This is a genomic window from Streptomyces sp. NPDC059740 (genome assembly GCF_042733155.1).
Taxonomy (GTDB): Bacteria; Actinomycetota; Actinomycetes; order Streptomycetales; family Streptomycetaceae; genus Streptomyces.
Map to the genome: position 1 here is coordinate 93,338 of NZ_JBHWGP010000016.1, position 21,359 is coordinate 114,696.

General features: G+C 73.2%; 17 protein-coding genes and 1 pseudogene. 8 read left to right on the forward strand and 10 right to left on the reverse strand.

Annotated features, from left to right (window positions below; genetic code table 11):
• The first annotated feature begins 443 nt into the window (after nucleotides 1-443).
• Nucleotides 444-2,216, forward strand: a complete 1,773-nt coding sequence (locus tag ACFV3R_RS20025; RefSeq protein ID WP_385584415.1) for an FAD-dependent monooxygenase — start codon at nucleotides 444-446, stop codon at nucleotides 2,214-2,216.
• Between the two features lie 188 nt (nucleotides 2,217-2,404).
• On the opposite strand, the gene aac(6') is transcribed toward ACFV3R_RS20025, so the two are convergent.
• Both aac(6') and ACFV3R_RS20035 read right to left on the reverse strand, forming a co-directional pair.
• Nucleotides 2,405-2,878 (reverse strand): aminoglycoside 6'-N-acetyltransferase, encoded by a 474-nt coding sequence (aac(6'), locus tag ACFV3R_RS20030; protein ID WP_385584418.1) that lies wholly within the window; start codon nucleotides 2,876-2,878, stop codon nucleotides 2,405-2,407.
• Nucleotides 2,879-3,018: 140 nt separating this feature from the next.
• Nucleotides 3,019-3,594 (reverse strand): helix-turn-helix domain-containing protein, encoded by a 576-nt coding sequence (locus tag ACFV3R_RS20035; RefSeq protein ID WP_385584421.1) that lies wholly within the window; start codon nucleotides 3,592-3,594, stop codon nucleotides 3,019-3,021.
• Between the two features lie 48 nt (nucleotides 3,595-3,642).
• Between ACFV3R_RS20035 and ACFV3R_RS20040 the strand changes: the two genes are divergently transcribed.
• The 4 genes from ACFV3R_RS20040 (at nucleotide 3,643) to ACFV3R_RS20055 (ending at nucleotide 7,186) form a co-directional block, all read left to right on the forward strand.
• Nucleotides 3,643-4,569, forward strand: a complete 927-nt coding sequence (locus ACFV3R_RS20040) for a class I SAM-dependent methyltransferase (protein WP_385584424.1) — start codon at nucleotides 3,643-3,645, stop codon at nucleotides 4,567-4,569.
• 351 nt (nucleotides 4,570-4,920) lie between these two features.
• The gene (locus ACFV3R_RS20045) at nucleotides 4,921-5,001 is read left to right on the forward strand and encodes a putative leader peptide (protein WP_385584528.1); all 81 of its coding nucleotides are present in this window, start codon (nucleotides 4,921-4,923) and stop codon (nucleotides 4,999-5,001) included.
• Between the two features lie 1,028 nt (nucleotides 5,002-6,029).
• Nucleotides 6,030-6,569, forward strand: a complete 540-nt coding sequence (locus ACFV3R_RS20050; RefSeq protein WP_385584428.1) for a cysteine dioxygenase — start codon at nucleotides 6,030-6,032, stop codon at nucleotides 6,567-6,569.
• Between the two features lie 170 nt (nucleotides 6,570-6,739).
• A complete protein-coding gene (locus ACFV3R_RS20055) occupies nucleotides 6,740-7,186 on the forward strand; it encodes a rhodanese-like domain-containing protein (protein WP_385584431.1) in 447 nt (148 codons plus the stop codon).
• Between the two features lie 208 nt (nucleotides 7,187-7,394).
• Here ACFV3R_RS20055 and ACFV3R_RS20060 read toward each other — a convergent pair whose 3' ends face one another.
• Entirely contained in the window at nucleotides 7,395-8,261 is an 867-nt protein-coding gene (locus tag ACFV3R_RS20060) for a helix-turn-helix transcriptional regulator (RefSeq protein WP_385584434.1), read from the reverse strand.
• Nucleotides 8,262-8,375: 114 nt separating this feature from the next.
• On the opposite strand from ACFV3R_RS20060, the gene ACFV3R_RS20065 reads away from it, so the two are divergent.
• On the forward strand, nucleotides 8,376-9,074 hold the full coding sequence (locus ACFV3R_RS20065; protein WP_385584437.1) for an SDR family NAD(P)-dependent oxidoreductase: 699 nt from the start codon (nucleotides 8,376-8,378) through the stop codon (nucleotides 9,072-9,074).
• A 148-nt stretch (nucleotides 9,075-9,222) separates the two neighbouring features.
• Nucleotides 9,223-10,204 (forward strand): annotated as a pseudogene (locus ACFV3R_RS20070) (IS5 family transposase); the annotation flags it as partial.
• 257 nt (nucleotides 10,205-10,461) lie between these two features.
• Here ACFV3R_RS20070 and recX read toward each other — a convergent pair.
• From recX to ACFV3R_RS20105, 7 genes are all read right to left on the reverse strand, one after another.
• The gene (gene recX, locus ACFV3R_RS20075) at nucleotides 10,462-11,061 is read right to left on the reverse strand and encodes a recombination regulator RecX (protein WP_385584439.1); all 600 of its coding nucleotides are present in this window, start codon (nucleotides 11,059-11,061) and stop codon (nucleotides 10,462-10,464) included.
• Between the two features lie 60 nt (nucleotides 11,062-11,121).
• On the reverse strand, nucleotides 11,122-12,252 hold the full coding sequence (gene recA, locus ACFV3R_RS20080; RefSeq protein ID WP_385584443.1) for a recombinase RecA: 1,131 nt from the start codon (nucleotides 12,250-12,252) through the stop codon (nucleotides 11,122-11,124).
• Nucleotides 12,253-12,562: 310 nt separating this feature from the next.
• Nucleotides 12,563-13,831 (reverse strand): AI-2E family transporter, encoded by a 1,269-nt coding sequence (locus ACFV3R_RS20085; protein ID WP_385584531.1) that lies wholly within the window; start codon nucleotides 13,829-13,831, stop codon nucleotides 12,563-12,565.
• Between the two features lie 206 nt (nucleotides 13,832-14,037).
• Nucleotides 14,038-14,253 carry a DUF3046 domain-containing protein gene (locus ACFV3R_RS20090; RefSeq protein WP_385584446.1) on the reverse strand — a complete coding sequence of 72 codons (216 nt, stop codon included), beginning with the start codon at nucleotides 14,251-14,253 and terminating at the stop codon, nucleotides 14,038-14,040.
• A gap of 63 nt (nucleotides 14,254-14,316) precedes the next feature.
• A complete protein-coding gene (locus tag ACFV3R_RS20095; RefSeq protein WP_385584449.1) occupies nucleotides 14,317-14,625 on the reverse strand; it encodes an AzlD domain-containing protein in 309 nt (102 codons plus the stop codon).
• A complete protein-coding gene (locus tag ACFV3R_RS20100; RefSeq protein ID WP_385584452.1) occupies nucleotides 14,622-15,473 on the reverse strand; it encodes an AzlC family ABC transporter permease in 852 nt (283 codons plus the stop codon). Before ACFV3R_RS20100 ends, ACFV3R_RS20095 begins: the two co-directional genes overlap by 4 nt.
• Before the next feature lie 10 nt (nucleotides 15,474-15,483).
• A complete protein-coding gene (locus ACFV3R_RS20105; RefSeq protein WP_385584455.1) occupies nucleotides 15,484-16,431 on the reverse strand; it encodes an AraC family transcriptional regulator in 948 nt (315 codons plus the stop codon).
• A gap of 90 nt (nucleotides 16,432-16,521) precedes the next feature.
• Between ACFV3R_RS20105 and ACFV3R_RS20110 the strand changes: the two genes are divergently transcribed.
• On the forward strand, nucleotides 16,522-21,231 hold the full coding sequence (locus ACFV3R_RS20110) for an ATP-dependent helicase (RefSeq protein ID WP_385584458.1): 4,710 nt from the start codon (nucleotides 16,522-16,524) through the stop codon (nucleotides 21,229-21,231).
• Nucleotides 21,232-21,359 lie beyond the last annotated feature (128 nt).

A 21,359-nucleotide genomic window follows, 5' to 3' on the forward strand; every position in this document is an offset into this window, starting at 1 on the left:
CTGGTTGACCGCGGCGGACTCCGGCAGCGTGGGGCACTGGGCCCGCGCCGCCGGAGTCCGCAGCCGAAGTTCCCCCGGCCCTTGGTCCGAACCCGCAACCCGCCGGGCCGCCGGGCCGCCGCTCACTCAACCCGCACCTCGCAAGCCGCAAACGGACAGCCCGCGGCGAACAGCCCGCGGGCCGTTCGAGCCCGCAGGGCACAGGAGCGAACGGCGGGGCTGAAACCGGTCGGTGGTGAGGCGGAAAACCGTCAGGGGGCGGGGTGGAGAGGGGTGCGGCCACCTCGTCGCTTGACGTGAGGGCTCGCAGTGGGTTGCATACTCTGTGTGATCATGTACCGGGCCCCTCTCGCGCCGTGCGGCGCGCCCCGCGACGGACGCGGCGACGGACGCGTCCGCGCGGCCGGAGGCCGTGACCGCGATCAGGGAGCGGGAGCGCGGCGGTGAACCCGGTGATCGTCGTGGGGGCGGGGCCCGTGGGGCTGGCCCTCTCGCTCTCCCTTGCCCGCGCCGGAGTCCCGGTCGTGGTGGTGGAGCAGGAGACCGAGGAGGAACCGGCCCGGCTCGCCCGCTCCGTGGTACTGGGCAGCGACACCGTCGACCACCTGACGAGGCTGGGCTGCGGACCGGCGATGGCCGCCGCGGGCTGCCGCTGGACGGCCCTGCGGACACTGCGCCGGACCCGGCTCATGGAGCGGGTGCCCTTCGACGACTCGTTGCCCTCTCCGCTGCACGTACCCCAGCATGCCCTGACCTCGGCGCTCCGCTCCGCGCTGGCGCAGGAGCCGGCCGCACGCCTGGTCACCGGGGCGCGGGCAGCACGGCTGGACCAGGATGCCTCAGGCGTCCGGTTGACCACCCAGGGCGCCACCCCGGGCAACCCGGCGGAATGGCACGGTAGTTACCTGGTGGGCTGTGACGGAGCACGGTCCCTGGTTCGCAAGCTGCTCGGGGTCCGGTTCCCGGGCCGCACCGCTGTCGAGCGGCACGCGGTGGCGGCGCTCCGCTGCGAGCTGCCCTGGCCCGGCGAAGCGGTGCTGCACCGCTTCCCCCGCCGACGCGACGCCGCCGCCCGGGACACCGAGGTGACGGCCCGTCCGCTGCCGGACGGCGTGTGGCGGCTCGACTGGCTGCTGCCGCCCGGCCGTGACCTCGTCACTCCGCAGGCGCTGCTCACGCGGGTCCGGGAGGCGCTGGCGGACTGGGCCGCGGAGGCGGCACATGATCGTCACGACCGGTCCTCTGCCGCGACCACGGAGGTGCCGTACGAGCTGCTCGACACGGGTGTCCACACGGTCCACCACCGTCTCGCGCTGGCCTGGCGCCGGGAGCGGGTCTTCCTGGCCGGGGACGCCGCCCACCTGTTGGGGGCACTCGGGACGCACGGTCTGGACGAGGGGTTCCGGGACGCGGAGAACCTGGCGTGGAAGCTGGCGTGGTGCTGGCACCACGGTCCGGACGAGGCCCTGCTCGACAGCTACCAGCACGAGCGTCGCGGCTCGGTGGCCGCCCGGTTGCGCGCCGCGGACCAGGTGCTTCCGCTGCTGCGCGACGGTGTGCAGGGGGCCGGCCTGCGCCGGCTCCTGCCCAAGGCGGGCACGGGCCCCCTGGCGCTGCTGGCCGACGGGCACCTGGGGCGTGGCCCGGCCGGCGGGACACCGCAGTACACGGGCTCGCCGCTGACCCCGGAGGGCGGCCCGGGCGGTCGCCGGGGCGGGGGGCAGCGGACACCGGTGCCGGCCGCCTGTGCCACACCGCCCGGTGCTCTCACCACGGACGTGCCCGTCACCGCACCGGACGGTTCGCGGGTACGCCTCCACGACCGGCTGGGCCATCGTCTGCTGGTGGTGCTGGTCGCACCCGGCACCGCCGTCTGGGACCAGCGCCACTGGATGTCGGCCGGGGTCATGCCGCAGCTCAACGCCGTCGTGGCGGACCTGGCGGTGCCGGCCGAGGTCCTGGTGGCCGAGGCGTACCCGGGGACGGTCGCCCACACCGTGCTGGTGGTGAGGCCCGACGGCCGACTGGTGTGCGCGGTGGACGGCGTCAACTCGGCGCAACTGCGGGACGCCGCAGGCCTGGTGTGGCGGGGCGTGACCGGGGCCGAGGGCACCCGGGCGCTGGAGGCCGGCCCCGGAGGCCTCTCCGCGCTCCCGGCCGGGGCGGCGAGAGGACCGTCCTCCCGCCCGCGACCGCCCGAAGGACACGGGGAGTAGGCACCGCCCTGCGCCGCGCACGGACCCAAGGAACAGACACCGCCCTGCGCCGCGCACGGACCCAAGGGGTAGGGATCGACCTGTACCGCGCCGTTCCCCCGGTGCCCTCCACCGCGCTCGCAGTGCGACCCGCGCCGGTCCTGCGTTCGAGAGGCCGGCGCTTCGGGCTGCGCTCGGGAACGCCCCGGTCAGGTGAGCTCCTCAGCGAGCAGGTCCATGAGCAGCCCGTCCTGCCAGAGACCCGTCCGGTGGTTCCGCCAGTACGCCCGCATGGTCCCGACCGGTCTGAACCCGACCTTGCGGTAGCTACGGATCGCCGCGGTGTTGGCGGCGGCGGGATCAATGGTCAGCCGGTGGTGACCGCGTTCCTGCACCAGCCACCGGGCCAACGTGCGCACGGCATCGGTACCGAGCCCCTGACCGTGGTACCGCGCCGTCAGGAAGACGTCGATGCCGGCTCGACGGAACTCGGGGTCGGTCTCTTCCGCGAACTGGATCGCCCCGATCACCTCGCCCGCGAAGACCACGGCGAGCTTGCCCCGGAAGTCCTCCGGAGGCGACCACCACGCCGCGACTTCCGGCTCCCGCACGATCCTGCCGAGGACCTCGGCATCGCCGTCCGCCACCGGTCGCAGCACAACCCTGTCCCCACGCAGCTCCATGACCGGCAGTATCGCCGAGGGGCCCGCCTCTCAGAAGCAGGACGACAGCAGCTGCTCACAGCCCTTGACGGTGACCGCAGCCTCAGAGCCCTCGAGGCCGTCTCAGCCCTCGAAGGTGGCCTCAGCGGTCGGTGCCGGGCTCAGCCCTCGGACCGGCGCTCACGCAGGTGGGTCCGGCGCCCCTCACGGTCGAAGATCCCCAGGATCTCGGCAGGGCCACCGACGGCGCCCACCGCGTGCGGGAGCATGGTGGGGAACTCCGCCGCCTGTCCCTCCTCGACCCGCAGCCGCCGCTCCCCGAGCAACAGCACGGCCGTGCCGGACAGCACCGTGAACCATTCCCGGCCCGGGTGCGCCTTGAGTGCCGCGGGGCCTTCCGGGGGTGGCTCGGTCAGCCGCATCCGCGCCACGGTGACGCCCGGATCGCCACGCACCGTCCACTGCGTCAGGCCGCGCGCCGCGTCGTAGGTGGGCTGGGAAATGACATCCTCGGCGGCGGTCTCGACGAGTTGGTCCAGCGAGGTGCTCAGGGCCCGGGCGATGGCGGTCAGCTGGTCGAGGGCGATCCTGCGCTGTCCGGTCTCGATCCTGCTGAGCGTGGAGGGGCTGAGGTGGCACCGATCGGCCAGATCGTCGAGCGACCAGCCGTGCGCGGCCCGCAGCGCCCGGATCCGCTTGCGTACGAGGCTGTCGACCCCGTCACCGTCTTGCGTCATGGGCAAGAGCTTATGCGCAAAGGGCAAGACGTTCGTAGGGTCGCCCTCATGGCACACCCCGCACACCACCCCAGAGCACCACACACCCACGCCCACGGTCAGGACCATGTCCACGGTCAGCAGGCGGGCCACTCGCACGGCACCTCCTCGGACCCCGGGGCCGACCTTGCCGAGGTGCTCGACCTCGACGCCGAACTGTTCGCTGACCACCTGACCTCCGTGACCGGCCGCCTCGCCGCGGCGGCCGGGGAAGGCGTCATGCACATCGTCGACCTCGGTGCAGGCACCGGAACGGGCACCTTCGCGCTGCTGGCGCGGTTCCCTGCCGCCCGGGTCACCGCTGTCGACAGCTCCGCCGAGATGCTCACCCGCCTCATGGCGACCGCCCGGGCGAAGGGCCTGGCCGACCGCGTACGCCCTCTGCACACGGACGCAGGCGCAGGCCTGCCCGGCCTCGCAGACGTCGACCTGGTCTGGGCGTCGGCCTCCCTGCACCACGTCGACGATCCCGCCGCGGCTCTCACCGGCGTCCGCGCCGCGCTGCGCCCCGGTGGCCTGCTGGCGGTCGCGGAGATGGACGGCATGCCGCGGTTCCTCCCCGAGGACGCCGTCGCCGACCGCCCCGGCCTGGAGATCCGCTGCCGCGCGGCCCTGACCGCCCTGCTCGCCGAACAATTGCCGCACCTGGGCGCCGACTGGGGCGCGCTGCTGACCGCCGCCGGCTTCGACGTCGAGCGGGAACACACCGACGAGCTGGAACTGCGCGCCCCACTGCCCGCCGGTACCGGACGTTACGCGCACCTCGTACTGAGCCGCCTCCGCGACGCCCTCGACGGCAGGGTGGCCCCCGCCGACCTGTCCGCCCTCGACACCCTGCTCGGCGGCGGCCTGCAGGACGTGCGCCAGCGCGAGGACCTCGTGGTGCGTTCCACACGCCAGACCTGGGTGGCCCGCCGCCCCGCAGCCAGGCCCTGACCGACTCCGCCGCCCCTGGCGCCCCGCCGCCCGTCCCCTGCCCTCTCCCGCCTTGCCTGGCTTGCCCGCCTTGCCTGGCTTGCTTGGCTTGCCCGGCTTGCCCGGCGAGCAGGCGGGGTGGTGGCGCGGGCCGGGAGTGGAGGGGGCTGCGGTGGGTGAGAGGTGGAGGTGGCGTGCGGGACGGAGCAGTCGTCGTCAGGCACGCGGGCGTACTCGCCGCATCGCGCCGGCGTGGGGCCTTGGCGGAGGGAGGCGCGGGATGCCGCCCTCCTGCACCCGCACGGCTCCTCCCGCCCCCTGGACGGCTGTTGCCCGGTTGCGTCGACTCGTGTTTGACTGCGCGCCATGAGGATGATTACTGGTTCGCGGTTGTGGCGGAGGGTCCATGTCGACCTGGTCCGCTTCGCGGGCTACGTCTGTTCGTCCTCCTGACGCCGGGCGTTCCGGACACCGCTGCGTGTCCCCGTCGTCGGCTGTCCCCGGTCCGTGGTGCACGGCCCTTCCGTTGGCGCGGCTGCGTCCGGGGCGAGGGAAGGCCGACCGTCTGTCACGACCGCCGCGCGTGTACGCCTGCTGACGACAGCAGTGGCCGGCCTCCCTCCCACCTGTGCTCCCGCACCCGGGACCGCCGCTCGGGACCACCGGGCGCGCGACCACCGGGCTCGGGGCCACCGGGCCGCCGTCCCACTCCGGTCGCCGAAGCCGTCTCCTACCGCTCCGCCCTCGCCACCGCTCCTGCCGGATGACCGGACCGCAGACCGTCCTGTGGGTCGGCCAGCGGGACGGCTCCGCGGGACGTTCCGGCGTGTGGTCCGGGTGACGTTTCGGCGTGAGGTCCGGGTGACGGTCCGGCGCGGTGGCGGGCAGAGCCGGGCCCCGGGTGAGGTGCCGCCGAGTCCCGCGGTACACGGGGACGGGCTGCACGAACCACGCAAGCCGTGGTGGCTCGTGTCCTGACGAGAGGTGCGGCCGCCCCACCTCGTGCCGCGAGTAGCCGAAGCATCTCGGACGGCCGGGGGCCGGGGCAGTTCTGCGCAGCGCTGGGCACCTCACGCATCCTGCAGCGCGGGGTACCGGTGCGGGGACGTGGAGGGCTGAGCCTTCACCCGCACAGGGGGCCGACGCCCGGTCCGGCGCACACTGACGAGCAAGGGAAAGCGGGCGAACACCGGCGCGCGCACGAGGCACTTGAGGCACCAGCCGTCTGCGCACCGGGCCCTTGCCCCCGCACCGCACGCCGTTTGTGCCCTCTCTGCTCGGGGCCTCACGGAACCGCGGGTTCGCGAGGCCCCGGGCCCGTGAGCCGTCAGGCCTGAAGCGACCAGTAGGTGCGGGCGGCGGCGGAGTCCGACCGAGCCTGCCGGTGCCTTCCCTCCCCCTCTCCTTGCCCTCCCCGTCCCTGACACCGCCCACTCACACCCACGCCCCCTACGTCTCGCCCGTCTCAACAGGAGGTACCCGTGTCCGAATTGCGCCTCGCCCCGCCCACTGCCGTCAGCGGAGGCGGCGCCCCCGATGTGTCGGAGTTGCTCGCCTTCGTACAGGGAGCGGCGGCCGACCCGGCTGTGGTGGCCACGCTTCCGCTCCATGCCCACGACCGGACTTGGCGACGTCTGGACGGCCCCGGCGGTAGTGAAGCCTGGCTCATCGGCTGGCCACCGGGGACCGGCACCGGCTGGCACGATCACGGCGGTTCGCGGGGAGCCTTCGCCACCGCGGCGGGTGTGCTGGACGAGCAGTCGGTGGCCGCCCAACTGCCGACCTCGGGCTGGACCTCACTGGAACTGGCAGAGGACGTGGACCGGGAACGGACCCTCAGCCGCGGCCTGGGACGTTCGTTCGGCCCCCACCACGTGCATCATGTGGCCAACACCTCCGCTCACGCCCACGCCGTCTCCGTGCACGCGTACTATCCGCCGCTCCCCCTGATGCGGCGGTACAACAGGGTCGGGAGGACGCTCAGCCTGACCGGTGTCGAGGTGCCCGAGGAGTGGACATGACCCAGGACAGGCCCTCGTCACCGGCAACGCCCCCGGACTGCGCCCAGCCACCGACACGCGCCGAAAGCACGGGACCCGACGGACTCCACGGACCCGACGGAGCCGACCGACCCGACGGACCCAACGCACCCAACGCACCCAACGCACCCAACGCACCCAACGGCCCGACTGTGCCTCCGCAGCCTGCCACCAGCGCCGTGGACGCCCTCCTCGCGCAGGCCCGGGCGAGACTGCGCCGAGTACGGCCATCCGAGGCCCTCGCCATCCAGCGGTCGGGTGGGTTGCTGGTGGACATCCGGTACGCCGCCCTGCGAGAACGCGACGGACTGCTGCCCGGAGCGCTCGTGGTGGAACGCAACGAGTTGGAGTGGCGGTTGGACCCCACCTGCCCGCACCGTGCGCCCGAGACGACCGGCCCGGAGAGACCCGTGGTGGTCGTCTGCAACGAGGGCTACGCCTCCAGCCTCGCGGCGCTGTCGCTGAGGCAGCTCGGGTTGCGGGACGTCACCGACCTGGACGGCGGGTTCCAGGCCTGGCGGGCTGCCGGCCTGCCCGTCCTCCCCCCGGCACAGGGCGGGCTGGGACCGAAGCCGGCCCCGACCGACAGGCACTGCTGAGGGCCGGTGGGGAAGACCTGTCATCGAGGCGCGAAGGTGGCGGCCGGCGGGACGGCTCTCGGGAGTCTGGTCGCATCGGGTGGCGATGGCTCGCAGGCCTGCAGTTGTTGGTCAGGTGCTCGACGGTGTCACGCTTCTTGTGGAGGTCGGCATCGTGGTTCGGCAGTCGCCGCGACCGTCCAGCCGGTCGATCGATGCGCTGGGCGGATCAGTTGTTCGTGGTGGCCGATGGGCCGGCGATGGTGGTGAGCTTGAGCTTGCTCTCGTCCTCGCTGCCGGGCACGGCGGTCATGATGACGATCTTGCGCTCGGAGTCGCCGTCGGTCAGGACGTCGCAGTCCACCGTGATCGGGCCCACCGACGGGTGGTCGATCGTCTTGCGGTCCTCGCGGTGCGCGGCCACCTCTCCGGCCGCCCACAGCTCGGCGAACCTCCTGTTGCCCGCGTTCAGTTCGCGAATCAGCACGGCCAAGCGGGTGTCCTGGGGGAAGCGGCCGGTGGCGCGGCGCAGGTCCGAGACGACGGCGGCGTCGGTGGCGTCGCGGTCCGTCTCGGTCACTGGCCACAGCGCGAGGCGGGCGGGGCCGGCGTCCACCGGGAACCTGTCGCGGGCGAAGTTGCGCAGCCGTGGCGGCGAGGCGTCGGGCGCGCCCAGCAGGGCGGCCCACCCACGGTTCCACCACACCAGTTGCCAGTCCGCCGCGAACACGGCAACCGCCACGTCCCCGAGCCGGGCGAGCACCCGCCGCACGCCGGGCGGGAGATGATCAGAGATCGCGCCGTTCGCCGGCGGCACGAGCTGGGCCAGCCGGTACAGATGGTCCCGCTCGGCGGTGGACAGCTGCAGGGCGCGCGCCAAGGACGCCACCACCGGCGCTGAGGGTGTCGTGGCCCGCCCCTGTTCCAGGCGCACGATGTAGTCGACCGATACTCCGGCCAGAGCAGCCAGTTCCTCGCGCCGCAGCCCGGCAGCCCGGCGCCCGCGGGCAACCGGCAACGCGGCGGCCGACGGAGCCAGCCGGTCCCGCCAGGTGCGGATCATCGCGCCCAGTCCGGTTCCGGGTGTCGTCGACATGCTCTCCATTTTCCTGCATTTCCGGTCGTGCGTGTGGGCGCGAGGGTGGTACTGGTCTTCCCACCGTCGAAGCGTCCCTGGTCCGCCTCCCTCGTCGGGACCAGTATCGAAGGCATGACGATCACCTTCATCACCGGAGCCAACAAGGGCCTCGGCCGCGAGACCGCCCGCCGGCTGACCGAATGCGGCCACACCGTGCTCGTCGGAGCCCGCAACCGCGAGCAGGGCGAGGAGGCCGCCGCCGCGCTCGGCGCACGCTACGTCCCCATCGACGTTACCGACGACGCGTCCGTGGCCGCCGCGGCCGCGAACGTCGCCGAACATGAGGGCAGGATCGATGTCCTGATCAACAACGCCGGTGTCCACGGTCCCGTCGGAGACCCCAGCGACCTCACCGCCGCCGACGCCCGCGCCGTCCTCGACGTCAACGTCATCGGCGTCATCCGCACCACCACCGCGTTCTTGCCGCTGCTGCGCCGCTCGGACGACCCCGTGATCGTCAACGTCAGCAGCGGTATGGGCTCCCTCGCCCTGACCCACGACCCCGACCGGCCCGAGTCGCGCGTCGTCGCGCCGCTGTACACCTCCTCCAAGGCGGCACTGACGATGCTGACCACGCAGTACGCCAAGGGACTCAAGGGCATCCGTGTCAACGCCGCCGACCCCGGCTACACCGCGACCGACCTCAACGGTCACAGCGGCCCCCAGACCGTCACCGAGGGCACGGACGCGATCGTCGCCCTCGCCACCGAGGAGCCCGGCGCCGGCACTGGACGCTTCGTCTCCCACCATGGCGAGATCGCCTGGTCGTGAAGCCGGCCGTGCCGGCTCGGCCACTTCAGGCGACGAGGACACCACGGAGTCGTTGCAGTATTCGGGGTGGCTGTAGGGCGCGCGTCGCATCGTGATGAGTCTGCGGAACTCGGCCTCGCGGCGGGCCTGGACCGGTAGATCTTCTTGCGTGACGCGAGTGCAACTGACGGACGCGGAAGGGGCGTTCATCGAGCCCTGTCTGCCGATCGGCCGGTTCGGCCGGTACCCCGAGCGGCTGCGGCACAGTTCGAGGGCGTGTGGCGGTTCAGGACGGGCGGGCCATGGCGGGAGAGGCCAGCGGAGTTCGGTGCCTGGTCGGCCGTCCACAACCGCTTCCGGCAGTGGGGAGACACCGGCGCCTTTGAAGCCCTGCTGGAGGGCCTGGTCGCGGAAGCCGGCAAAGCGAGGTGAGGTGGACTTGTCCCTGGTCAGCGTGGACTCCACCACCACCCGGGCCCACCACGACGCTGCCGGAATGCACCTCGACCAGGGCGTCATCACCGCCCTGGAGAAGGCCGCCGCCGAAGAGGGAAGGCCCGGCAAAAAAGGGGCGGACCGGAAGAACAAGACGGGCAGGACACCTAATACGACCCCGAGCGGGGAGAACGACGATGCATTCAGCGTCGGCGCAAGCTGCGACTGAAAGCTGTCCTGCTCGGACGCTCGAGGGGCGGACAAACCAGCAAGGTCCACCTCGCCGCCGACCGGAAGTGCCGCCCGTCGGCGTTCGGCCTGAGCGCGGGGCAGGCCGCGGACAGCCCGCAGTTCATCCCGGTGCTCAAGGCAGTGCGGGTCCGGAGGCCGATGGGCCGTCCCCGCACCCGGACCGACGCGGTCGCCGGGGACAAGGCCTGTTCGTCCCGGGGTAACCGCGTCTATCTGCGGAAACGTCATATCAAGGCAGCGCTCCCGGAGAAGAGGGACCAGGCCACCAACCGTAGGAAGGAGGGCTCCCAGGCGGTCGGTCCGTAAGTCGCGATGCCGACCCTCCGCAAGGAGCGGAACACCGTTGAGCACCTGATCAACAAGCTGAAGGCCTGGCAAGGCATCGCCACCCGACACGACAAGACCCCGAGAGCCATCTCGTCGGCCTCCACCTTCGTGCCTCGATGATCTGGATCCAACACCTCACAGGACCGCCTATTGATCACCACCACATACGCACCCCAGTCGGCAGGTCCTTGGGCAGGAGCTGCGTCTTGTTCACCCTGCTCGTGTCTCCGGGCTCGTGTCTCCGGGCTCGTGTCTCAGGGTTGGTGTCTCAGGGTTGGTGTCTCAGGGCTCGCCTCACCATCCCGCCTCCTCCTGTGCCTCGGTTGCGTCCGGGGCCAGGTGTTTCTCTGCACTCCCCGCTCCGACTTGGGGGCAGCCCGGGGCCGGGCCGGGCTCAGTCGTCGAAGAGACAGCCGTCGAGGTCCGCGTCCTCCCCCTCCTCCTCCAGGGCGCGGCGGACGACACGCAGCGCCATGCCCTCCGGGTAGCCCTTGCGGGCGAGCATGCCGGCAAGCCGCCGTAGCCGCTTGTCGCGCTCCAGGCCACGAGTGGCCCGGAGTTTGCGTTCGACCAACTCGCGTGCCGTGCGCTCCTCGTCGTCGGAGTCCAGCTGCCCCACTGCCTCCTCGACGACCTCGGCGGCGACTCCCTTGGTGCGCAGCTCCCGTGCAAGAGCGCGACGGGCGAGGCCACGACCGTGGTGCCGTGACTCGACCCAGGCGCCGGCAAAGGCCGCGTCGTCGATGAGCCCGACCTCCTCGAAGCGCGAGAGCACCTCCTCCGCCGCGTCCTCGGGGATGTTCCGTTTCCGGAGTGCGTCCGCCAGCTGTTTCCGCGTCCGGGGAGTCCCGGTGAGCAGGCGCAGGCAGATGGCCCGTGCCTGCTCCTCCGGCGTACGGGTGTCCGGCGTACGCGCCTCCGGCTCGGCTCTCGACGAGCCGGAGGCAGGTCCTTCCTCCGTGGGGAGCGTGCCCACGGAGGCGTCATCCGGCATGTGAGAGGCGTCGGCCCTTCCCTCGCTCTCGGGCCATTCGGTCCGCCGGGTCATGCCGGGCTAGCTCTTGGCCGCCGCGGTCTTGGCCGCTCGGGTGGCCTTCGCCGCGGGAGCCGGTACGGACTTGGCCGCGTCACCCTCGGCTACCGCACCCGCCGGCGTCTCCTCGGTGCCCTCGACGGCCTGCTCCTGCGGCTTGACGCCGATGCCGAGCTTCTCCTTGAGCTTCCTCTCGACCTCGTTCGCGAGGTCGGGGTTGTCCTTGAGGAAGTTGCGGGCGTTCTCCTTGCCCTGCCCGAGCTGGTCGCCCTCGTAGGTGTACCAGGCGCCGGACTTGCGGATGAAGCCGTGCTCGACGCCCATGTCGATCAGCCCACCCTCGCGGCTGATGCCCTGGCCGTAGAGGATGTCGAACTCCGCCTGCTTGAAGGGCGGGGCGACCTTGTTCTTCACGACCTTGCAGCGGGTGCGGTTACCGACCGCCTCCGTGCCGTCCTTGAGGGTCTCGATGCGGCGGATGTCGATCCGGACCGAGGCGTAGAACTTCAGCGCCCGGCCACCGGTGGTGGTCTCCGGGGAGCCGAACATCACGCCGATCTTCTCGCGGAGCTGGTTGATGAAGATCGCGGTCGTCTTCGACTGGTTCAGCGCGCTGGTGATCTTCCGCAGCGCCTGGCTCATCAGCCGGGCCTGGAGGCCGACGTGCGAGTCGCCCATCTCGCCCTCGATCTCCGCCTTCGGCACCAGGGCGGCCACGGAGTCGATGACGATGAGGTCGAGCGCACCGGAGCGGACGAGCATGTCCGTGATCTCCAGGGCCTGCTCGCCGTTGTCCGGCTGGGACAGGATGAGGGAGTCGGTGTCCACGCCGAGCTTCTTGGCGTACTCGGGGTCAAGGGCGTGCTCGGCGTCGACGAAGGCGACCGAGCCGCCGTTCTTCTGCGCGTTCGCGACGGCGTGCAGGGTCAGCGTGGTCTTGCCGGAGGACTCCGGACCGTAGACCTCCACCACGCGGCCCCGCGGGAGGCCGCCGACGCCCAGTGCGACGTCCAGAGCGGTCGACCCGGTGGGGATGACCTCGATGGGCTCGTTCGGCCGCTCGCCGAGACGCATCACGGCGCCCTTGCCGAATTGCCGTTCAATCTGTGCGAGTGCGGCGTCCAGCGCCTTCTCGCGGTCGGTGCCTGCCATGGGTTCCACCCGGTTTGCTTGAGTCGATCGCTTCACGTCCATGACGCTAACGCCTGCCACTGACAACGCGCCCGGACCACTGTCCGGCCTGTGGAAAACTTCCCGCGCCTCCGCCGCCACCTGCGGAAACGCCGAGGAGACCGTGGAAGAGCAGGGACCGGAGGTCTCCATATGAATGGATGTTCGATTTTCGTGTCAAGCTCGCCACGCCCGCCCGAAGACGGCCCCCGGCCGCCGCACGGCGCCCTTCACGGGGCGCGGCAGACCCGGTGGCGCGTCCGTGCGCTCTCTTCCCCTTGGCCGGCGGGCGTCACCAGTTCCCCTCGTCCTGGTCGTCGTCGCGCTGCTCCTGCCCCTCCTGCCCCTGGTCCTCCGGTCCCCGGCGCTCCTGCTCGTCGGTCCGTCGCTCGTCCTCCCCCCGCGCCCGGGCCTCGCTGCGCCGGCCCTCCAGCGGGGCCTCCGGCGCCTCCTCGCCGAGGCCGTTGCGCAACCGGTCCAGCAGCGACCCACCGCGTCCGCCTCTCCCCCGGCTGCCGTGCGTCCTCGCCTCGTCCGTGATGGCGTAGCGCCGGACGTAGGCGCCCAGGAAGGCCTGCGCGGTGGCCGTGGCGGGGATGGCGATCAGCGCACCGACGACGCCCATCAGCGCCGTGCCGGCGACCACGGACCCGAAGGCGACCGCGGGGTGGATGGCGACGGTCCGGGCGGTGATGCGCGGCTGGAGGATGTAGTTCTCGAACTGCTGGTAGACCACGACGAAGCCGAAGACCCAGAGCGCGTACCAGGGGTTGACCGTGAACGCCAGCAGGATGGGGAGGGCGCCCGCCAGATAGGTGCCGATCGTGGGGATGAACTGCGAGACCAGTCCGACCCACAGGCCGAGGGCGGGGGCGTAGGGGACGCCGAGCACCTGCAGCAGCACGTAGTGGGCCACCCCGGAGATCAGCGCCATGAGTCCGCGGGAGTAGAGGTAGCCGCCGGTCTTGGTCACCGCGATCTCCCAGGCCCGCAGCACCTCCGCCTGCCGGGCCGGCGGCAGCACCGAGCACAGCGCCCGCCGCATGCGGGGCCCGTCGGCGGCGAAGTAGAACGAGAAGAGGGCGATCGTCAGCAGGTCGAAGAGGCTCCCGAGGACGGTGGCGGAGATTGCCAGGACGTTGTTGGCGCTGTTCTGCAGGTACCGCCGCAGCCACTGGGAGGCCAGCAGGTTCTGCTGCACCTGCACCCGCGAGAAATGGGTGTGGAAGGTGCTGTTCGACCATCTGACCAGCGAGTCGAGGTAGTCGGGGAAGTCCTGGACGATCATGGTGACCTGCCCGGCGAGCAGGGATCCCAGCAGGGTGAAGAACCCGATCGCGGCGATCAGCACGCCGAAGAAGACGATGCCCGTCGCCAGTCCCCGTCTCATCCGCCGGGCCGCGAGCCAGTCCACCGCCGGTTCCACGGCCAGGGCCAGGAAGAACGCGATCAGGACGTTCAGCAGCAGCGAGACGAGCTGGTGGAATGCCCAGGTCGCGAGCTGGAAGCAGGCGAGCAGCACGAGGGCCAGCACCATCGCGCGCGGCAGCCAACGCGGCATGCGCAGCGACCGGGGGTCACCCGGACGGCGTTCGGGACGGCGACCGTGAGCTGAGGACTTCGGTGTCGCGGGCACGGGCCCAGTCTCCCGTACCGCGCCGACAACGCGCCTGCGGCCTCCGTACCGGTACCGGCCAACCGGATCAGGTCACGGCCGCCGGGCGCCGCGTGCCCGCCGCCGGCCCGGGGCACGGGCGTCCGCCGGGCTCAGGCGCGGCGCTCGCCGGGTTCGCCGCCGGTGTAGGCGAAACCCATGGCCGTGCAGACGGCCCGCCACACCTCCCGGGCCTCCCAGCCCGCCGCCAGCGCCTCGTCGACCGTACGACCGCCCAGTTCGGACATGACGTGGTCACGGGCGAAGGACTCGGCGTACCCCTCGCCGAGGTGTTCCGCCATCTGCTGCCAGAAGACCGTCAACCGCATGCGTCCAGTATCCCGCGTGGTCCGGGCACCGGCGGACCGGGCCGCCTCGGACGGCTCCGGCCCTCACCACCCGAGCGCCCGCGTCCCCGCGGTGACCAGGACCGCCACCGCCACGACGGCCAGAAAGGGCGCCCGCAGCAGCAAGGCGACGGCTGCCGAGGCGAGCCCGGCGGCACGGGCGTCGAGTACCAGGTGCGGGCCGTCGGTGAGGGTCTGCTGGGCGATGAGCGCCGCGAGCAGAGCGACCGGAACCAGTTCGGCCAGCCGTCGCACCGCCGGTCGCTCCAGCAGGCCCACGGGCAGCAGCATGCCCAGGTACTTCCACAGGTAGCAGCCGGCCGCGGTCAGCATGACCGGTGTCCACGACGTCATCCCCGCATCCCCTCCTCCTCGCCACGGCGCCGGCCCGCCGCCCCCGGCCGGCCCCGGCCGCGGAGCCGCTCGGCGGACAGCGCCGCGGGGGCGGCGAGGGCGGCCAGCAGGACGGGCACGCCGGCGGGCAGTACCGGTGTCGCGGCCAGCGTCGCCAGGGCGCCCAGGCCGGCCGTCGTCCGTGTCCTCGCGCTTCTCAGCTGCGGGGCGAGCAGCGCGAGGAAGACGGCCGGTCCGGCCGCGTCCAGCCCCCAGGCCCGGGTGTCGCCCAGCGCCTGCGCACCCACGGCGCCGCCCAGCGTGGTGAGGTTCCACAGCACGAAGAGGCTCGCGCCGGTGACGGTGAAACCCAACCGTGCGGCGCGGCGGGTGGGCTGGGCCAGGGCCACCGCCGAGGTCTCGTCGATGATCCAGTGGGCCACGAGCGGCCGGAGCGCCGGGCGGTAACCCAGCAGACCGGTCAGACGCAGCCCGTAGAAGGCGTTGCGGGTGCCGAGGAAGAAGGCGCCCGCCGCAGCGGCGAGCGGTGCCGCCCCGGCGGCCAACGCGGCGACCAGCGCGAACTGCGAGGCACCGGTGAAGACCAGCAGGCTGAGCGCGCAGGTCTGCACCACGCCGACACCGGCTCCGGCCGCGGTCACGCCGAAGGCGAAGCCGGCCAACCCGACGGCCACGCCCACCCCCAGGGCGTCCCGCCGTACCGCGGAGTCGGGCCGTTCCGCGACCGCCGGCGGCAGGTCAGGGCGTCCGCCCGGGGTTCTCCGCGCAGGTGCCGGGGCGGCGGAGGGCGGCGAGCAGGTCGGGACAGGGCCGGATTTACGGGCGCAGGTGTCTGGGCGTTCACTCACACAGGGGACGCTAGGACTGCGGGCTTCCTTCGTCTTGTACGTTTCTGCGCTCACGGCGGCCCTCGCCGGTCCGGCCCGGTTCGGGGTGCGGCCCCGAAGGCGTCCCGGCATCGGTGTGGGCGCTGCGGAAGACGCCGGGCGGCACCCCGACGATGCGGGTGAAGTGGCGGTTCAGGTGCGACTGGTCGCTGAAACCCACCCGGACAGCCACCTCGGCGGGCTTGTGGCCGCTCAGCAGCAGCTCGCGGGCGCGGCGCACCCGGGCGTTGGTGAGCCAGGCGTGCGGCGGCATGCCGTACGCCGCCCGGAAGGCGCGGGAGAGCGCGAACGGGCTGGTCCCCAGGTCCCGGGCCAACCGCTCCAGGGTGGGCGGACCGTCCATGCGGTCCAGGAGGACGGACCTGGCCCTGGCCGCGGTGCGGACCCCCGCTGCGGGCGGCCGGCGGACCGAGGGGCCGCCGTGGCGGTGCAGCAGGCCGGCGACGACCTCTCGCAGCAGACTGTCGGCCCGCAGCCCGTCCCCCTCCTCGGCGGCGTGGTGGACGGCGTGCAGGAGCGCCGCGGTCCGCGGGGCGCGCACCCGGGTCTCGGTGAAGTGGGGAGTACCCCGCCCCGCCCCCGTCTCGGCCGCGATGCCGGCGACCAGGCTGCGGGAGGGGTAGAGCGTGGAGTAGACCCAGCCCTCGGGCGCCCCGGCACGCGCGCTGTGCGGCTCCTCCGGGTTGATCATGACGACCTCGCCCGCGCCCGTCCGCACCACGCCGCCGCCGAGACCCACCTCCTCCACACCGCGGGTGACGGCCGCGATGACGTACCCCTCGTGGCTGTGGCGGGGGAAGGTGTGGGCGACGTAGTGGGCGCGCAGCAGTTCGACACCGGGCAGCGCGGCGTGCCGCCAGTGCCGGGCCCACTCCGTCTTCCGGGGGTGCCGGCTCTCCGGGCCGGGGTAACCACTCACCCCGGCATCCTCCCCCGTTCGCGCCCCTGCCGGGCCCGGCTCTCACGTGGTGAGAGGGCGTTGTCAGTGGCCGGGTGCACGATGGGGGACATGGCTCGGTCAGTGCTCGACGCGTTCTCGCCCGCGACCAGCGGTTGGTTCACGGGTGCCTTCCGCGCGCCCACCGCGGCGCAGGAGGGCGCGTGGCGGGCGATCGGTGAGGGCTCCGACGTACTGGTCGTGGCACCGACGGGGTCGGGGAAGACCCTCGCCGCCTTCCTGGCCTCGCTCGACTCGCTCGCGGCCACCCCCCCGCCCGCCGAGCCGAAGAAGCGCTGCCGCGTCCTGTACGTCTCCCCGCTGAAGGCGCTCGCCGTCGACGTCGAACGCAACCTGCGCTCCCCGCTGACGGGCATCCGGCAGGAGTCGGTGCGGCTGGGGCTGCCGGAGCCGGACGTCAGGGTCGGCATCCGCTCCGGTGACACCCCGCCCGCCGAGCGCCGGGCGCTGGCCACCCGCCCTCCCGACATCCTGATCACCACGCCGGAGTCGCTCTTCCTGATGCTCACCTCGGCGACGCGCGAGGCGCTCGCCGGCGTGGAGACGGTGATCGTCGACGAGGTGCACGCCGTCGCCGGTACCAAGCGGGGCGCCCACCTGGCCCTCTCCCTGGAACGGCTGGACGAGCTGCTGGACCGTCCCGCCCGCCGCATCGGACTGTCGGCCACGGTCCGGCCCGTGGAGGAGGTGGCGCGCTACCTCTCCCCGCAGCGGCGGGTGGAGATCGTCCAGCCCCCGTCCGGCAAGGAGTTCGACCTGTCGGTGGTGGTGCCCGTCGAGGACCTCGGCGAGCTGGGCGGGTCACCGGTGCAGGAGGGCGAGGCGGCCGAGAAGCCCTCGATCTGGCCGCACGTCGAGGAGCGCATCACCGACCTGGTGCAGGCGCACCGCTCGACGATCGTCTTCGCCAACTCGCGGCGGCTGGCGGAGCGACTGTGCAACCGGCTCAACGAGATCGCCTACGAGCGCGAGACGGGCGAGCCGCTGCCCGAGCACCACTCCCCCGCCGAGCTGATGGCCGAGTCGGGGGCGGCCCGCGGCGCGCCGGGGGTGCTGGCCCGCGCCCACCACGGCTCGGTCTCCAAGGAGCAGCGGGCGCAGGTCGAGGACGACCTCAAGGCCGGGCGGCTGCCGGCGGTGGTGGCCACCTCCAGCCTGGAGCTGGGCATCGACATGGGCGCCGTGGACCTGGTGGTGCAGGTCGAGTCGCCGCCTTCGGTCGCCTCCGGTCTGCAGCGGGTGGGGCGCGCCGGGCACCAGGTGGGGGCGGTCTCGCGGGGCGTGGTCTTCCCCAAGTACCGCGGCGACCTCGTGCAGTCGGCGGTGGTCACCGAGCGGATGCGGGCCGGCGCGATCGAGGCGTTGCGCGTCCCGGCCAACCCGTTGGACGTCCTGGCGCAGCAGCTGGTCGCCATGACGGCCATGGACACCTGGGACGTGGAGGAACTCCTGGCGCTGGTCCGGCGGGCCGCGCCGTTCGCCTCGCTGCCGGAGTCCGCCTACACCGGCGTACTGGACATGCTGGCGGGGCGCTACCCCTCCGACGCCTTCGCGGAGCTGCGCCCGCGCATTGTCTGGGACCGCGTCGCGGGCACGGTGACCGGGCGGCCCGGGGCGCAACGGCTGGCGGTCACCTCCGGCGGCACCATCCCCGACCGCGGCCTCTTCGGTGTCTTCCTGGCGGGCTCCGACCCGAAGAAGGGCGGTGGCCGGGTCGGCGAGCTGGACGAGGAGATGGTCTACGAGTCGCGGGTGGGAGATGTCTTCACCCTCGGCACGACCTCCTGGCGGATCGAGGACATCACGCGGGACCGGGTGCTGGTCTCACCGGCTCCGGGGGTGCCGGGCCGCCTGCCGTTCTGGAAGGGCGACCAGCTCGGCCGGCCACTGGAACTCGGCCGGGCGCTGGGCGCCTTCCTCCGGGAGATCGGCGCCCAGAGCCCCGAGGACGCCCGCGCCCGCCTGTCCGCCGCCGGCCTGGACGAATGGGCCGCCGACAACGTCCTGCGGTATCTCGCCGAGCAGAAGGAGGCCTGCGGACACGTCCCCGACGACCGGACCATCGTCGTCGAGCGCTTCCGCGACGAGCTGGGTGACTGGCGGGTGGTGGTGCACTCCCCGTTCGGAGCGCAGGTCCACGCGCCCTGGGCGCTGGCGCTGGGCGCCCGGCTCACCGAGCGGTACGGCATGGACGCGCAGGTCATGCACGCCGACGACGGCATCGTCCTCCGGCTGCCGGACGCCGACCTCCTGGGGCTGGACCTGCTGGACGCCGACCCGGGCGCGGCGAGCGCCGGCACGGCCCACGACCGCGAACAGTCACCGGTGGGCGCCGAGGACGTCCTCTTCGACAAGGGCGAGGTCGACCAGGTCGTGACCGACCAGGTGGGCGGCAGTGCCCTGTTCGCCTCCCGGTTCCGCGAGTGCGCCGCCCGCGCCCTGCTGCTGCCCAAACGCAACCCGGGCAAGCGCACCCCGCTCTGGCAGCAGCGCCAGCGGGCGGCGCAGCTCCTCCAGGTGGCGAGTGAGTTCGGCTCCTTCCCCATCGTCCTGGAGGCGGTCCGCGAGTGCCTCCAGGACGTCTTCGACGTGCCGGGGCTGACCGAGCTGATGTCCGACATCGAGGCACGGCGAGTACGCCTGGTGGAGGTCACCACTGCCGAGCCCTCACCGTTCGCCCGGTCCCTGCTCTTCGGCTACGTCGCCCAGTTCCTCTACGAGGGCGACTCCCCCCTCGCCGAACGCCGGGCGGCCGCGCTCTCGCTGGACTCCCGTCTGCTGGCGGAGCTCCTCGGCCAGGCCGAGCTGCGGGAGTTGCTGGACGCCGACGTCCTGGCGGAGCTGGAGGGCGAACTGCAGTGGCTCACCGACGACCGTCGGGTCAAGGACGTCGAGGGGGTCGCCGACGCCCTGCGGGTGCTGGGCCCGCTGACCGACGCGGAACTGGTCGAGCGGGGGGCGGACCGGGCCTGGGTGCGGGAGCTGGCGGCGGCCCGCCGGGCGATCGGCGTGCGGATCGCGGGGCAGGAGCACTGGGCCGCGGTGGAGGACGCCGGGCGGCTGCGGGACGCGCTGGGCACGGCGCTGCCCGTCGGTGTGCCGGAGTCGTTCACCGAGCCCGTGGGGGACCCGTTGGGGGACCTCCTCTCGCGCTACGCCCGTACCCACGGCCCGTTCACCTCCGAGCAGGCGGCCTCCCGCTTCGGTCTGGGTGCCGCGGTCACGGACGGTGCGCTGCACCGCCTGGCAGCGGCGCAGCGCATCGTGCAGGGCGAGTTCGCGCCGTCCGGCGTGGGCCAGGAGTGGTGTGACGCGCAGGTGCTGCGGCGGTTGCGCCGCCGCTCGCTGGCCGCCCTGCGCCACGAGCTGGAGCCGGTGGCTCCGGCCACCCTCGCCGCCTTCCTGCCGCAGTGGCAGCACGTCGGCGGTGGTGAGCTGCGCGGTATCGACGGTCTGGTGCGGGCGATCGAACAGCTCCAGGGGGCGCCGGTGCCCGCCTCGGCCCTGGAGAAGCTGGTCCTGCCGTCCCGCGTACGCGACTACGCCCCTGCCCTGCTGGACGAGTTGACGGCCGGCGGTGAGGTGACGTGGGCGGGCGCCGGTGCCCTGCCGGGCAAGGACGGCTGGGTCTCCCTCTTCCTCACCGACGCCGCGCCGCTGCTGCTGCCGGAGCCGCACCCCGTGGAACTCTCGCCCCTGCACGAGTCGGTGCTGGCCGCCCTCGCGCCGGGGTACGGCCTTTTCTTCCGCCAGATCGCCGACCAGGTGCGGGCCACCACTCATCCGGAGGCCACCGATCCGCAACTGGCCGACGTGGTGTGGGAGCTGGCCTGGTCCGGTCGGCTCACCAACGACACGCTCGCGCCCCTGCGTTCCCTGCTCGGCTCCGGCCGTACCGCCGGGTCGACGGCACACCGCGCCCGGCGTTCGGTGCCGCGCGGCAGATACGGCACGCTGACGGCGGCCACCGGAAGAACGGGGCGGCCGACGGCCTCGCGCTCGGGCCCCCCGACGGTTGCCGGCCGCTGGTCCCTTCTCCCGGAGCCCGAGTCCGAACCGACGCACCGGGCGCACGCCCTGGCCCGGACGCTGCTGGACCGCCACGGTGTCGTGACGCGAGGCGCGGTGCAGGCCGAGGGAGTACAGGGCGGTTTCTCCGCCGCGTACCGCGTGTTGTCAGTCTTCGAGGAGTCCGGCCAGGCGCGCCGCGGCTACGTGGTCGAGGGCCTGGGGGCCGCCCAGTTCGCGATGGACGGTGCCGTGGACCGGCTCCGCGCCGTCGGTAACGCGCGGGAGCGGGCGGTGCAGGGCGCGGACGACGGCGCCATGCCGTGGCAGCCGCCGACCGGCCGCCGTACCGACCCCGCCCGCGTCGTCGTGCTGGCCGCGGCCGACCCGGCGAACGCCTACGGCGCCGCCCTGCCCTGGCCCGAGCCACCCGAGGGAGCCACCCACAAGCCCGGCCGGAAGGCAGGGTCCCTGGTGGTGCTCGTCGACGGGGAGCTGTCGCTGTACATGGAGCGGGGCGGCAAGACGCTGCTGGTGTGGGGGCCGGCCACCACGGACGGGGCCGAGGCCGGCGCCGCGGGACGGGCGGGGCTCGCCCTGGAGGCACTCGCCTCCTCCGCCAGGGCGGGCGCCCTCGGCACGGTCACCGTCGAGCGGATCAACGGCGGGAGCGCGCTGAACTCCCACCTCGCCCCCGCCCTGGAGTCCGCAGGCTTCCACGCCACACCCCGCGGGCTCCGCTTGCGGGCCTGACCGGATCGCCTCCGTGCGCCCCGACCGACCGCTCCCCACCGCGGCCTCCGGTGACGGGCCGCCGGGCGCCCGGCCTGTCGGCCGAAGACGGACGGGAGCCTCGGACTCCGGCGTCCGGCCCCGCCCGC